The sequence below is a fragment of the Arthrobacter sp. CAN_A2 genome (genome assembly GCF_015752045.1).
Classification (GTDB): Bacteria; Actinomycetota; Actinomycetes; order Actinomycetales; family Micrococcaceae; genus Arthrobacter_D.
Window position 1 is genome coordinate 136,842 of sequence record NZ_JADOUS010000010.1, and the last position, 13,861, is coordinate 150,702.

The 13,861-nt window shown below is 67.0% G+C and carries 14 protein-coding genes; 8 read left to right on the forward strand and 6 right to left on the reverse strand.

The features are described 5' to 3' along the window. Positions 1–110 precede the first annotated feature (110 nt). Positions 111–302: a hypothetical protein gene (locus tag IWX63_RS14040; RefSeq protein ID WP_199278769.1), complete on the forward strand. Its 192-nt coding sequence runs from the start codon at positions 111–113 to the stop codon at positions 300–302. Here IWX63_RS14040 and IWX63_RS14045 read toward each other — a convergent pair. The 4 genes from IWX63_RS14045 to IWX63_RS14060 are packed head-to-tail and all read right to left on the reverse strand — an operon-like array spanning position 299 to position 4,196. After that, positions 299–1,063 carry an SDR family NAD(P)-dependent oxidoreductase gene (locus IWX63_RS14045; protein ID WP_199278770.1) on the reverse strand — a complete coding sequence of 255 codons (765 nt, stop codon included), beginning with the start codon at positions 1,061–1,063 and terminating at the stop codon, positions 299–301. The two genes, IWX63_RS14040 and IWX63_RS14045, sit on opposite strands and share 4 nt — an antisense overlap. Then, a complete protein-coding gene (locus IWX63_RS14050) occupies positions 1,060–1,782 on the reverse strand; it encodes a FadR/GntR family transcriptional regulator (RefSeq protein ID WP_199278771.1) in 723 nt (240 codons plus the stop codon). The genes IWX63_RS14045 and IWX63_RS14050 overlap by 4 nt, the downstream gene beginning before the upstream one ends. Beyond that, on the reverse strand, positions 1,760–2,728 hold the full coding sequence (locus IWX63_RS14055) for an NAD(P)-dependent oxidoreductase (RefSeq protein ID WP_199278772.1): 969 nt from the start codon (positions 2,726–2,728) through the stop codon (positions 1,760–1,762). The genes IWX63_RS14050 and IWX63_RS14055 overlap by 23 nt, the downstream gene beginning before the upstream one ends. Then, complete coding sequence (locus IWX63_RS14060; RefSeq protein WP_199278773.1) at positions 2,718–4,196, reverse strand: four-carbon acid sugar kinase family protein; 1,479 nt, start codon at positions 4,194–4,196, stop codon at positions 2,718–2,720. The genes IWX63_RS14055 and IWX63_RS14060 overlap by 11 nt, the downstream gene beginning before the upstream one ends. A gap of 147 nt (positions 4,197–4,343) precedes the next feature. Here IWX63_RS14060 and IWX63_RS14065 point away from each other — a divergent pair, with 147 nt between their 5' ends. From IWX63_RS14065 to IWX63_RS14075, 3 genes are all read left to right on the forward strand, one after another. After that, positions 4,344–5,843: a GntP family permease gene (locus IWX63_RS14065; RefSeq protein ID WP_334685884.1), complete on the forward strand. Its 1,500-nt coding sequence runs from the start codon at positions 4,344–4,346 to the stop codon at positions 5,841–5,843. A gap of 291 nt (positions 5,844–6,134) precedes the next feature. Continuing rightward, positions 6,135–6,683 (forward strand): hypothetical protein, encoded by a 549-nt coding sequence (locus tag IWX63_RS14070; RefSeq protein WP_199278774.1) that lies wholly within the window; start codon positions 6,135–6,137, stop codon positions 6,681–6,683. 104 nt (positions 6,684–6,787) lie between these two features. Then, positions 6,788–8,509 (forward strand): alpha/beta-hydrolase family protein, encoded by a 1,722-nt coding sequence (locus IWX63_RS14075; protein WP_199278775.1) that lies wholly within the window; start codon positions 6,788–6,790, stop codon positions 8,507–8,509. Between the two features lie 54 nt (positions 8,510–8,563). On the opposite strand, the gene IWX63_RS14080 is transcribed toward IWX63_RS14075, so the two are convergent. Beyond that, positions 8,564–8,908 (reverse strand): hypothetical protein, encoded by a 345-nt coding sequence (locus tag IWX63_RS14080; RefSeq protein ID WP_199278776.1) that lies wholly within the window; start codon positions 8,906–8,908, stop codon positions 8,564–8,566. Positions 8,909–9,338: 430 nt separating this feature from the next. Here IWX63_RS14080 and IWX63_RS14085 point away from each other — a divergent pair, with 430 nt between their 5' ends. Further along, a complete protein-coding gene (locus IWX63_RS14085) occupies positions 9,339–9,899 on the forward strand; it encodes an SRPBCC family protein (RefSeq protein ID WP_199278777.1) in 561 nt (186 codons plus the stop codon). Between the two features lie 242 nt (positions 9,900–10,141). Here IWX63_RS14085 and IWX63_RS14090 read toward each other — a convergent pair whose 3' ends face one another. Next, entirely contained in the window at positions 10,142–10,819 is a 678-nt protein-coding gene (locus IWX63_RS14090) for a hypothetical protein (protein ID WP_199278778.1), read from the reverse strand. 239 nt (positions 10,820–11,058) lie between these two features. On the opposite strand from IWX63_RS14090, the gene IWX63_RS14095 reads away from it, so the two are divergent. From IWX63_RS14095 to yiaA, 3 genes are all read left to right on the forward strand, one after another. Then, positions 11,059–11,334: a hypothetical protein gene (locus tag IWX63_RS14095; RefSeq protein WP_199278779.1), complete on the forward strand. Its 276-nt coding sequence runs from the start codon at positions 11,059–11,061 to the stop codon at positions 11,332–11,334. Between the two features lie 254 nt (positions 11,335–11,588). Further along, on the forward strand, positions 11,589–12,686 hold the full coding sequence (locus IWX63_RS14100) for an alanine racemase (protein WP_334685885.1): 1,098 nt from the start codon (positions 11,589–11,591) through the stop codon (positions 12,684–12,686). Positions 12,687–12,929: 243 nt separating this feature from the next. Next, positions 12,930–13,451: an inner membrane protein YiaA gene (yiaA, locus tag IWX63_RS14105; protein WP_199278780.1), complete on the forward strand. Its 522-nt coding sequence runs from the start codon at positions 12,930–12,932 to the stop codon at positions 13,449–13,451. Positions 13,452–13,861: the final 410 nt, after the last annotated feature.

A 13,861-nucleotide genomic window follows, 5' to 3' on the forward strand; every position in this document is an offset into this window, starting at 1 on the left:
CGCCCTGGACACTGCACTGCTCTCTCGACCCCTGCAGGGCGCGAGGTGCCTGGGGTGGGTGGGTATACACCCCAGGTCCGCGGCCGGGGATCAGAGCAGGAGCGAAGCCCATGGCGAAGATCGACCTGACGAAGCAGTCCAAGGTGCTCTACGCCGCGGCACGCGAACCCGAGCTGGTCGACGTACCCGGGTTCACATTCCCGATCATCGACGGCCACGGCGACCCCGACCATGCCGACGCCTGTAGGCAGCTCCACGGGCCATGTCCCGTCAGGGACCCGGCCCGCATCACCGAAGGCTAGGAGATCTGCAGCCCACCATTGATGTCGTAGGTGGCGGCGGTGATGTAGCCGGCGTCGGGGCCCACCAGGAAGCAGATCAGGGCGGCGATGTCGTCGACGGTACCCACCCGGCCCATCAGGATGTCCCTGGACATGTCCTGCTTGCGGTCCTCGGTGAGGGTGCCGCCCATGATGTCGGTGTCCACCGGTCCGGGAGCGACGGCGTTCACGGTGATGCCGTGCTGGCCCATCTCACGTGCCAGCGCACGGGTGAAGCCGATGATGCCGGCCTTCGACGCACTGTAGGCCACCTTCGAGTAGGTGCCGCCGCCGCGCTGCGCCGAGATGGAGGAGATGCTGACCACGCGACCGAGCTTGCGCCCGATCATCCCGTGCAGGACACGCTGGGTGACCAGGAACGTGCCGGTCATGTTCACGGCGAACACCCGGTCCCAGGCTTCCTTGGTCTCCTGCATGAACTCGGTGGGGGAGCTGATCCCGGCGAGGTTCACCAGTGCGACGATCGGCGGCACCGACGCCTCGGCGGTGGTCAGCGCCGCATCGACCGACGCCTCGTCCGACACGTCGGCGGCGATACCGACCGTCTGCACCCCGTGGCGCTGCGCGATATCGTCGGCAGCCTCTTTGGCGGCAACACCGTCGATGTCGAGGATGGCGATGGACCAGCCGTCGCGGGCCAGTCGGTCGGCCGTCGCGCGGCCGATGCCGCGGGCCGATGCTGCGCCGGTGAGGACTGCTGTGCGTTCTGCCGGAAAGGTCATGTGTTCTCCTGGTGCTGTTCGTCTGGGTGGATGAAATGTTCGTAGTCGTCGTACGTCTGGTTGATGTGGGCCTGCATCGCCTTGCGCGCCACCTCGGGATCGCGGGTGCGGATCGCCTCCAACACCAGTGTGTGATGGGCGATGGCGTGCTGCTGCACCTCGTGGAAGGACGACGTCTCCCGCCGCATCGCGTACAGCAACTGGGTGAGCGGTCCGAGGATCACCGGCAGGAACGGGTTGGCCGAGGCCCTGAAGATCGCTTCATGGAATGCGATATCCGTCGCGGTGACGGCGTCGAGGTCCTTCGCCTCGTGGGCCGCCTGCAGCGCGACGTTGGCGTCCTCCATCCGTGCGATGTCCTCGTCGGTGGCATGCAACGCGGCCAGCTCGGCCGCACCGGTTTCCACCATCCGCCGGATCTCCAGCAGGCGCAGCGAGACATCGGGGGAGTCGGCGGTGGTCGACGCGTATCGGAGGATGGCCTGCAGGTCGGTCCACTGGGCGGCCGGATTCACATAGGTGCCGAGGCCGCGCCTGATCTGTACCACGTGCTGCGCCTGGAGCTGCTTGAGCGCCTCACGCACCGTCAGCCGGCTGACATCGAGGGCGGCCGCCAGGTCGTTCTCCGGGGGGAGTGCCGAGCCGGGTGGGTACGTGCCGTCGATGATCTGTTCGAGGATGTCATCGAACACCGATTCAGCGAGCGGTTTCCGTGCCATCGGTGTCCTTCCCCGTGGCGTCCGTTCCAGTGGCGTCCGTTCCAGCGGTCCGCCGCTGTGGTGCGACGACCCTGATCACCGACGAATCGTCGGCGGTGCCGAGGCCCTGCGTCTGGCCCAGCAGGAACAGCTGCTCGGCTGCCGCAGCGACCGGCGTAGCAAGTCCCGCCGTCCGGGCCGCCTTCCCGACAATGCCGAGGTCCTTGACGAAGATGTCCAGCCGGCTCAGCACGTCCGCGTCGCCGTCGTACCCGTGCATCATGCGCGGCCCGCGGTTGGAGAGCATGAACGACGACGCCGCACCCGTCTCCAGCGCAGCCAGGGCCAGCTGCTGGTCCAGCCCGAGCGCATCGGCGAGGGCGAGAGCCTCGGCCGCCGCCGCGATGTGTACGCCGCAGAGCAGCTGGTTCACCGTCTTCAGGGCCTGGCCGTCGCCGGGCTTGCTGCCCACGACGGTCAGCGTCGAGGCGAGCCGCTCGAGCACGGGACGGGCGGCCTCCAGGGCCGACGGGTGGGCGCCCACCACGATCAGCAGATCGCCGTCGCCGGCCCGTACCGGGCCGCCGGACAGCGGTGCGTCGACCAGCGCCACACCCAGGTCATCGAGCCGTTCGGTCCAGGAAGCGACGGCATCCATCCCCACGGTGCTGGTCATCACCACGACGGTGCCCGGCGCGAGGGCCGGGGCAATCCCGTCCCCACCGAAGAGGACACCCTCCACCTGGGCGGCGTCACGGACCGCGACCAGCACGATCCCGGCACCCACGACCGCGTCGGCGGCGGTCGCTGCACAGGAGAGCCCGGTCGTTTCGGCCCTCTCCCGTGAGGCCGGCATCGGGTCGTACCCGGTGACGGTGAACGCACCGGCCAGCCGGGTTGCCATCGGCAGGCCCATGGCACCGAGGCCCAGGACGGCGACCGTCGCCTGCCCGACGTCAGACGTCATGGGAGGCACCCGCGGTAGCGGCAGATCTCGGTGCCGGGGAGCGGAGGATATCCACCACGTCGGCCAGGGAATCGTCGGAGCCCACATTGCCGGCGAAGACCACGAACGGGATGGAGCGCGCCGGCCCGTCGGCCGGCTGCCAGAGGGAGACGATGCCCGGGAGCATCGGGCCGCGCACCAGCGCGTGGCGGATGGAGAGTCCGTGGGCGGCGACGTCGGAGGAGGTGATGCCGCCCTTGGCGACGACGAAGCGGACGGGGGCTGTGGCGATGGTGGAGCGGACGACGTCGACCACTGCCCGGGAGATGGTGCGGGCGAACTCGAGGCTCTGCCCCGGATCGTCGGACCGGACGAGGCGGCGGCTGGTGTGCAGGATGACCTCGCCGGTGGGCAGGCCGTCGACGACGGCCCGCACGGCGTCGGCCACGCCGGTATCCCGCCGTCCGGGATCGAGGACGGCTTCGACGTCGAGCTCCACAAGCCGGGCCTCGGGCCGCCGCGCCACCAGGGCGTCCAGCTGCCGGGTGGTCAGTCCCACGTGGGAGCCCACCACGATCAGTCCACCCGAGGTGGGGGCGTCCAGGTCGGCGAAGACCTCCTCGGCTGTCAGCGGTGCGCGTTCGCGCTGGCCGATCCGGGCGCGGACGAACGGCGGGCCTACCCGGTAGAGCAGTTTCCTGCCGCGACGTTCGGCTTCCTCGAAGCCCAGGGCAAGTGCCCGGAGATCGTCCTCGGTGACGGCGTCGACCACGATGGGGACGGCGTCGGCCGCCCGGGCGAGCGCATCGGCAATGCCCTCCGCGCCGGAGCGGATGATCGAGAGGTCGAGCCGGATCACGGCGTCGGCCGAACCGCCGGTCTTCTCGGCCACATAGTCACCCAGGTCCGATGACGTGAACCCGAAGGTGGCATCCCGGGCGAATTCGGTATCGGCGACCGGCGTGACGGCGCCGTCGTCGCCACGCAGGTAGTGGGTGCCACCGACGGTGATGCGGCCGGCGTCGGGAAAGGCTGGAACGATGACGACGCCGTCGGTCCCGGTGCCCGCGAGGGACAGCAGGGTGGCGCCGATGACGTCGGTCTCGAGCGGGAAGTGGCCCCGGAGGGTCGAGTCGCTGCGACTGACGAACCCGATCGTGACTCCCGCAGCCGTGGCGGCATCGAGGGAGTTGCTGACGATCTCCCGGTTGCGCGACGCCGTGGTTCCCGGGTCGAGGCTGCGGGTGTTGGTGAGGACGTAGACCGCCGGTGCCGGTACGCCGGCGATGCGCTGGGCGAAGGCCCACGCGAAGTCGCTCGGCTCCCAGGAGGTGAGGACCGGCAGGTCGGCGACGGACTGCGTGCCGGTCGGGTCGTCGTCGAGGACCACGAGGATCCGTCCGGAGGCCTTGACGGCGGCGGCGATCACCGCGGGTTCGATGGCCTGGACGGCTGGGTAGCCGCTGAGCAACTCTTCCTCGAGTATCACTGATCCGCACTTTCATCACTGGGTATCCGCCACGGGGTACTTGTCAGATGTCATATGTCCAGTGCTAGTGTGACAGGCAGCACAGTGCCCGTCAAAGGACCGACCAGGTCAGTGCTACCCACCTGAGATGGCAACGAGGCCTGCTCAGTGACCGAGGAGCAGTACGTGGATATACAACTTCTTTTGGCGCTCGTCCTGGGTATCGCCACCATCATCGTTTTGGTGCTGAAGACCCGGCTCGATGCGTTCGTAGCACTCTTGATCGCCGCGCTGGTGACCGGCATCGTCGCCGGCCAGGCGCCGCTGGACATCGTCTCGTCGATCACGACGGGCTTCGGCAGCACCCTGGCGTCGATCGGCATCGTGATCGGCCTGGGCGTCGGGATCGGCAAGATCCTCGAGGTCTCGGGAGCCGCCAACTCGCTGGCGATGGCCTTCCTCAAACTCTTCGGCAAGGGCCGTGAGCCCTGGGCGATGGGCAGTGTGGGCGCACTGGTGTCCATCCCGGTGTTCTGCGACTCCGGTTACGTCATCATGAATCCCCTGGCCCGTTCGATCGCCCGCGTCAAGCGTGCCGGGTACATCACCCTCGCGCTGGCCCTCGGGTGCGGCATGACGCTGACCCACCACCTCGTGCCACCGACGCCCGGCCCGCTGGCCGTCGCCGGCATTTTGGGTGCCGATCTTGGAGCCTTGATCCTCGCGGGTCTTGTCTTCACCGTCCTGTTGCTGCCCATAGTGGTCTTCTACGCGAAGTGGATGGGACCGAAGCTCGAGTCCTCCATGTCCGAGTCCATGCGCGAGACCGTGTACGGCACGGTGCACGCCAGTGCCGGACATCGGGGCGGCACTGCCGTTGCGGATCGCGACGGCGGCGCAGGCGACGACGCTCCCTCCATGGACATCGACAACACCACCCTCGGCACACCTCCCGCGGGCGCCAAGCCCCACCGGGTCGGCGCCTTCGTCGCGTCGCTGCCGCTGCTGGTGCCGCTCCTCCTGATCATCCTCAACACGGTCAGCGGTGCGATCGACCAGAACAACCAGGGCGTCGTCGGCACCGGGGAGTACACCCCATCGTCATGGGCCGTGCCGCTGGCGTTCATCGGCAACCCCGTTGTTGCACTGGTCATCGGCGTCATCCTGGCGGTCTACGTGCTGCTGCCACGCTGGACCCCGCGTTCCAAGGTGCAGGGCTGGTTCGGTGAGGCTGCGGCCTCCGCCGGCCTGATCCTCCTCATCACCGGTGCCGGTGGAGCGCTCGGTCAGGTGCTGCGGACCTCGGGTGTGGGCGATGCCCTCGCCGAGGCCATCGCGGGTACTCCATTGCCGGCGTTCCTGGTGCCGTTCCTCATCGCCACCCTGGTCCGCATCGCCCAGGGTTCGGGCACTGTTGCGATGATCACCGCAGCATCGGTGACGGCGCCGCTGGTGGGTTCACTCGGCATCGACCCGATCGTCGCGGCACTGGCCTGCACGGCCGGTTCGATGGTGTTCAGCTACTTCAACGACTCCTACTTCTGGGTCGTGACCCGCTTCGCCGGTCTTGACGGCGTCGCAGCGCTCAAGGGCTGGTCGGGCATCACGACGGCGGTGTGGGCCGGTTCGATCCCGCTGCTGTTCATCGCCAACGCGGTTCTCGGCTGATCCCGCGGGATCCATCGACGGTGGCCGGGCGGCCCGGATTCGTATCCGTGTCTCCCGGCCGCTGCTGTCCGGACGGGACACGCGTGGACCCGGCGGTGTCATACCAGCCGGCCGGCGCATCGGATCGGACTACGGTCCTGAGTCCGACGATAAGGTGGCGCTGTCGGAAGGGTTGCTGTGTGTTCTCTCCATCATGAGGCGAACGGCCGGTGCGCCGAGGCGCTGGCTGCTTCGCTCGATCGAACCGGCACCCTTGTCACATCGGTCGTGCCACCGGGCTATGAGCGTTACGTGCGCGTCCTCAACCCCATCGAGACCGACGACGGCGCAGTCGTCGGGTGGTCGGACGTCGTCGAACGCAACGGTCTCGACCCCGGTCCATGGATGCAGTGGGACGAGCTGAACGCCCACCCCGACGCCCTTCTGCCCGCTGACGATGCCCATCCCGCGATGGGGGAGCCCCACCCGAGTCTGGCGAGGGCGCTGATTCGCGAGCTCCGCGTTGCCGCCGATCGCTACTACTTCGCCAGCTGGGTCGGATACACCGACGGAATGAGCCGGCCAGCCATCAAGCTCTCCCCCTACGAGCGGGAGATGGTGCTGTACTCCGGCAGGTTGATCGACGAGAAGGGCGCGGCGGTCGTCCCGATCACCGATGACGGACGCGTTCCCCTGTACTGGTGGCCGGAGGACCTGCAGTGGTGCGTGGGCCAGGACATCTACGCGCGAAGCCTGATCGTGGGGTGCGACCTGGCCACGGCCGGCAGGATACTTGCGGCGCCCGACCTGGACTCCTACCTCATCCGCGCATCGGACATGGTTCGCTCCGAGGACTTCTAGGAACCACACCCCGACGCCCGGTGGCCATCGACGCGCCGACCTCGCACCCGTCCTTCAGGGTTCTCGCTTAGGATGAGCCCTCAAACAGGGACATGAGGGACCACGTGGCGATCTTCAGACGCGGCACCGCCTATCTCCAGGCGCACCTGATCAACCTGGTATGCGCACTTGCGCTGGCGTCACTGGCATTGACCCCCTCACTGGTGCCACGGCCCACGGTGTTCCAGGGGTTCCTGGCCGGTCTCTGGTTCATGGTCGGCTTCCAGGCCGGCTTCGCGCTGCGTATCCCATGGCGGATGATGGCTCGAACGTTCCGACGAACACGTCCGCGACCGGAGACCGAGCCTCGGGACGCCCCGCGCCGGAGCAAGGTACGTGCTCCGCTCATCGTCACCCTGGCATTCCTGGCCTACGTCATCGGCTACGGCGCGCTCGTTGTTTCCTGGCAGAACCGCGTCCGTGAACTGGTGGAGATGCCGCCGGTCGACGGTGCGGGGCACATCGGATTCCTGGTGAGCATGCTTGCCACCATGGGGGTGCTCTACGGGATCTCCCGGGCGATCGGGGCTGTACGGAGCAGCGTTGCCCGGCGGGTCTCCACGCGCAGCGGATCGGAGGGTGCAGCGCGTTGGGCCTCTCGGGCTACCGGGCTGGTGGCCGTCGTCGTCCTGGTTGTCGGACTCGTCGGTGCAGGGTTGGCCGCGGTGGGCACCATATACGCGGCCCGTGCTGCCGATACCCTCGCAGGGAGCGTGCAGCCGGTTCTTGCCACCCGGTCGGGCTCGGCCGAATCTGCTCTTCGATGGGATCAGTTGGGCCGCCAGGGGCGCGCCTTCGCCGGCGGCGGACCGAGCGCGGGCACCATCGGCCAGGTCACCGGAGGCCCCGCCATGGAACCGGTACGTGTCTACGCAGGCCTCTCCGCAGGCCAGACTGCCGCGGCACGGGCGGACCTTGTCGTCAGTGAACTCGAGCGCACCGGCGGATTCGAGCGTGACGTGCTGCTCGTCGCCACACCCACCGGCTCCGGGTGGCTCGAACCCCAGGCCATCGCTGCCCTGGAGTACCTCTACGGAGGTAACACCGCAACGGCCGCGATGCAGTATTCGTTCCAGCCCAGCTGGGTCCCTTTCCTGTTCAGCCCGAATCTGGCGGCGGAATCCAGCTCAGCGCTCTTCGACGCGGTCTATACGCGCTGGAAGGAACTGCCTGCGGAGCAGCGCCCACGATTGGCTGTCTACGGGCTGAGCCTCGGAGCGAAGGGCATGCAGGGCAGCTTCGAGAACCTTGGTGACCTGCTGGCACGCACCGATGCCGCGCTGTTCACCGGACCACCGTCCAATTCCGAGCCGTGGCGCACACTGCAGGCCGACCGTGACTCCGGGAGCCCCGTCTGGCAGCCGATCTACCAGGCGGGCCGTGAGGTGCGCTGGCAATCCAAGCCCGGGGACTTCGAGACGCTGGACGGCGAGTGGGAGCAGCCACGGCTGGGCTATCTGCAGCATGCCACCGATCCCATCACCTGGCTGGATCCGGCGATCATCTACCAGCGCCCGGAATGGCTGGCCGGACCGGCAGAGTCCGGGGGACGAGGAGCCGACGTCAGTGATTCGATGCGCTGGATCCCCGCGGTGACATTCCTGCACCTGGCCACCGACATGGTGGTGAGCGAGGCGGTCCCGCCCAGCCACGGACACAACTTCGGTGATGTGGCGGTCGACGGCTGGGCCCAGGTACTACCCGGGCACGGACGCAGCGACGCGCAGCTGGCTTCGATCCAGTCAGTCATCGCGGAGATCGATACGCACGACCCCATCTGGGAATGACAGCGCGCGACGGCGAGCCCCGGCAGGATTCCCGCGCGCTCTGCCGCGCCCTTCCTACCGGGTGACGGGTCGAAGCGCGGACAGCACGACGACGACGTCCGGCCCGTACTCGGCGTTCATCAGCGACTGGAAGGACCCATCGTCGTACACCACGGTGACGGCGACGAAACCGCTCTCCACCCCCGCGCTCACCGGGTAGTCACCGAAGCCGAAGAAGACGTCCTGCAGGATCCGCTCGAGCTCCTGTGCAGGGGTGGAGCCCTGCCGGCCGGCCAGCGGATCCTCGAAGGGCATGGCGTCATAGAGTGACAGCGGGATCGGCGCCATGGTGGGCGTGAAGGTCGCGCCGTCCCAGGTTCCCGTGACCGCGTACGTACCCCAGGTGACGCCCGATGCCATCTCCTTCTGTTGCGCCAGGTCCCAGTCCCAACCGACAAGCTCCGGTCCCGTGCACTGCGGAGGATAGGACTCCTGCACCCCACGGAGACAGAACCTCGGCGAGGACCCACCCGTCTGCAGGACAGTGCCCTGGCCCATCACCTCACCCTTCGCCGCAGGAGGGACGAATCCAAGGGGATAGGTGTCGGAATCGGCGTCAGGCGAGGAGGCCGGTTGGAGGGCGGGCGCACCGGTCGGCCCCTCCACCGGTTCGCTTCCAGGATCTCCCGGCGTAGCGCACGCAGTGAGAAGAGTTGCTGTGAGGGCCGCGATTCCCAGCCGTGCCGACCATGTCATGCACCCATGATCAGTCGGAACAGTCCCGGACACTATTGTTCGGCGGGGATCAGCGCCGAACTGTGACAGGGGATCGGTCTGTGACAATGGGCGCATGACTCAGACAGAAATCCGCCACCATGAGGAGTCCGTCACGATACAGGCGCCGGTGATCAGCATCTACGACCTGATCTCGGACGTCACTCGCACCGGCGAGTGGAGCCCGGTCTGTACGCAGTGCTGGTGGGAGGACGACGTCGATGCGGGAAAGGTCGGTGCCTGGTTCACCGGGCGCAACGAGCTTCCGCACCGCACCTGGGAGACCCGATCGCAGGTCGTGGCTGCAGAACGTGGCCTTGAGTTCGCCTGGGTGGTCGGCGGCGATCTCGTGCGATGGGGCTACACGCTGACCTCAGCGGGGACCGGCACCACCCTGACCGAATCCTGGGACTTCCTGCCGGGCGGCATCGCCCTGTTCGAGGAGAAGTACGGTGACGATGCGCCCGCCCAGATCACCGACCGAACCCAGCAGGCGCTCGACGGCATCCCGAAGACGCTCGCCGCCATCAAGCGGATTGCTGAGTCCACCATGTCAAATGAGAATGACCGGCCCGAGTGCGCTGACCCAGCAGTAGTCCACTCCGACGCAGCCAGGCTTGCAGGCCCCGCCCGTTGAGTCGCATCTCCTGAAGGCGTTCCACCCGCATCCTGTCAGGCGTGTTCCGGGCGGTGAAGGAGGGATCCGCCGAAGGACGCGGCCCGTCCACCCTGTGGAACAGTGCCCGGCGGGTGCCCTGCAGGTCGGTCTGGTCCGGACGCGCAAGCGTGTCGGCCGGCTCGGTGTGGGAGATGGTTCGCTCAATCCTTGTCTCGAGCGCACCGTCCGCCGATGTGCTGCTGCGGGGTGCCACGCCTCGACTAGGGTGCGACGACGTCGATGACGGCGTAGCGCTTGGTCGCCTCGAATTCAGGGCCGCTCCTGCCGTGCTCGGTCACGTACGTCAGCACGGCGTAGGTCTTGGGAGGCAGGTCCGCCCCGATCGTGATGGTGAAGCTGTAGAACCCCCCCCCGGCGTCAGCGACGGCCACCTGGTCGTCCATCACGAAGCTGTCGGTCTGGGCGACGCCCATGCCGATCATGACTTCTTGCCCGGGCTGGTAGCCGCCGCCGTTGACGATGAGCGAGGATCCCTGCGCGACGGTTGCCGTCTCCGCACGCCACTCGGGATGCGGTGTGACGACGACGCTGGCGGGCACCTCGGGCTCAGGCTGGACGGCCGCTGGTGCTGCTTCTTCTACGGGCGGAGCCGGGTCGACTGCTGGGGTCGAAGGCGGGGTGAGTGGTGCTGCTGCGGGCGGCTCGGCCACCGATGGAGCCGCGGATGCGGACTCGATCGACGGAACGGGTGAAGCAGTGACAGCAGGTGACGGGGTAGCAACGGGGCTGGCGGACGGCTTCGGGGTGCTGGGGGATGCCGAAGCAGTCTTGGCGGCAGCCGTAGGAGCCGCAGCGGGCTCCTCGTCAGGGGCGCTGGCGCAGCCTGCGAGGAGGGCGGTGATCGCGGCGAGGGCGAGGAGGGAAGGCAGCCTGGGCACGAGGATGATCCTTGGAACGAAGTGGTGTGGACGGCGAGGAATCGCCCGGCAAGAACCCTGCCCTGCGCCATCCCCCAAAAGCGGACAATACCCGTCGAGCGGGCCTGCCGTATATGGCGTGGAGGCGCTGTGCGCAAACCGTGATCCGCAGTGCCTCCGAACGTCCGCCACCTCGCATCGTGACCCAACTGATACGTGTCGGATGGGGCTCTCAGTACGCTGGGCCGGAGACTTGGATCATGGCGCTCATGGGGATCGAAACGGTACGGCCGACACAGTGGTTGAAGGACAATCGGGCGGCCCTGCCCTCGCTGCTGGCGCTGCTCGCGGTGGCCGTGTTCTGGTTCGTCGGCGCCATCGGAGGCATCGGCTACCTGCGTGATGCAAGCTCGCCCATGGCGATGCTGACGGGGCTCTACGTGGGCCTGGCTGGTGTTGCCGTGTCGATCATCATCGCGATCCTTGCCCTGACTGATTTGATGCGCCGCTACGCGCGGCAGCGCACCCGCCGCTGACGGCCTCTCGGGACCCGGGATTCCCGTGTCCCGCCGTCGTGTCGGCGGTGCCGGACAGCGGGTGCCGGACAGCCGGTGCTGGACGGCGAGACTGTGCCGTGGCCGTGACCATGGAGCGGTGAGGTGCGGTCGAGGCCCGGTCCGGGCGGTTCAGTCACTTCCAGTGCGTCCACATCGCCGCCGACGCCCGGATCGTGGACTCAGCGGCACGATCGAGGCCCTACAGTGCTGAACTGCTCACATAAGCTTGAGCGGTGACCGCTGGCCTCGTTCCTTCCTGTTCCGACGCACTGCAGGCGTTGCCTACGCCGGTTCTGGTCCTCGACGAGACCGTGCTCGATCGAAACATCGCGGCGGTGGCCGCGTCAGCTCGCGAGCAGGGTCTGGCCCTGCGCCCACACGCGAAGACGCACAAATCGATTGAGATCGCCCGCAGGCAGCTCGCCGAGGGCGCCGTCGGGCTGACGGTCGCGACGGTGTCCGAAGCAGAGGCGTTCGCTGCCGGTGGCCTGCGCGATCTGTTCATCGCGTACCCTCTGTGGCTCGACTCCGACAAGACGCGACGACTGCGTCTTCTGCTCGAGATGGCCCGGGTCCGCGTCGGGGTCGACTCGGTCGCCTCGGCCGAGCGTCTCGCCGCGGCAATACCGGAGGCAGAGCGCGCCGCACTCGACATCCTGGTGGAGATCGACTCCGGGCATCACCGGAGCGGGGTCCTCCCGGTCGAGTCCGGAGCCGTCGCGGCCGCCGCAACAGGGGCTGGGCTCGACGTGGCTGGGGTGTTCACGTTTCCGGGACACAGCTATGCCCCGCAGGGACGTGCGGCCGCGGCGCGCGACGAAGCCGCAGCGCTCAGGACAGCCGTGGATTCGCTGGCGGCGTCTGGTCTTGCTACGCGGGTAGTCAGTGGCGGCTCGACACCGTCGGCTGCTTTTGCGGACTCCAGCGTATTGACAGAGCTGCGACCTGGCGTTTCGGCGCTGGGGGACGCGCAGCAGTGGGAGTTGGGCACGATCGGTCCGGAAGCCATCGCAGTCACCGTCCTCGCGACGATCGTGTCGCGCAGGAGCGGACACCTCATCGCCGACGCGGGCAGCAAAGTGCTCTCCTCCGACCGCGGCCCGGTGTCCACGGGCTTTGGTCGTCTGCTCGACTTCCCCGAAGCACGCATCTCCGTGCTCTCAGAGCATCACGCGACCATCACTGGAGTGGACCTGCCAGTGGGGAGCCGGGTACGTATCGTGCCGAACCATGTGTGTGTCGCGGTCAACTTGGCCGACACATATCAGGTTCTATCAAGCGGTGGCGGTGTTACGTCCTGGCTCGTCGACGCTCGCGGGCGCAATACCTGAGGTTCACCGCTGCGATCGAGCGAAGCGGCCGGCGGCAGACCCGGATGCGTCGCCGTATTCCCTTCAGGAGGGCTGTGAAAAAGTACGCGGCGAAGATGTTGACCCGTATGACGGTTCTTCCGCTCCAGATGCCGGCGCCGTGTATTACCGTGTCGAGGCGATTGCAGTCGCGTCCGTTCGCCTAGTGTGGTCAAACGAATTGAGAATGGTACTCACCGATTTCGACGATTGAAGGAAAATTACATGGCTGAATCCAAACTTGTCCCACAGAAGCCCACCGGGGCTTTCATCGGCGCCAGTTGGGTTGCGTTGCTCGTCGGAGTCTCGTCCTATCTCGTCGGTCTCTGGAACGCAAGCACGATGGAACTCAACGAGAAAGGATACTACTTCACCATCCTACTTTTCGGACTGTTCGCTGTGATCTCGATCCAGAAGACGATTCGAGATCGAGCCGAGGACATTCCAGTCACGAATATCTACTACGGCGTGGCATGGTTCTCCGTTATTGCATCACTTTCGCTGTTGGTGATCGGTCTTTGGAACGCCGATATGCTTCTGTCTGAGAAGGGCTTCTACGGTCTGGCCATGCTGATGTCTCTCTTCGGAGCCATCACCGTCCAGAAGAACGTACGAGACACGGCAGTGTTCGCCGAGGTCGAGAAGACTGAGAACCCGAAGCGAAAGCTCTTCTCGGGTCAGGACGTACCTGTCGCTACGCCGGGGACTACTACTCGCCCTAATCAGACCTTCGGTCGGTCAGAATGAGTCAGGTCCGCTGAGAGCACTCCCTGACGCCTCAGCGACCAGCAAACGCCACGCGGCGTTTCCTGCAGGAATTCCACTCGTACGATGCGCGTGATGCCTCAGATGGCAGTGAAAGTGCGGCTGTGTCGAAGCTCGGCGATAGGCGGCTTGAATCGCGTGTCTTCCAAGGTTCCTCCGTCGTCGAGCCAGCCATGCTTGGTGTAGAAGCTGATAGCCCGCGTATTGCCCTTCTCCACCCAGAGAAGGGCTTGGGAGTAGCCGAGCCGGCCAGGGAAAGCGTCCGGGTGGAGGATCATCCCCCTCACGACGGTAAGTGGCTCTTCACGGTTGGTGGGGAAGCGGTCTCGTGTCGTAGATAGCAAGAAGCTCGTGGCCCTGCTGAGATGAGTGTGTCTAAGCATTCATCTTGA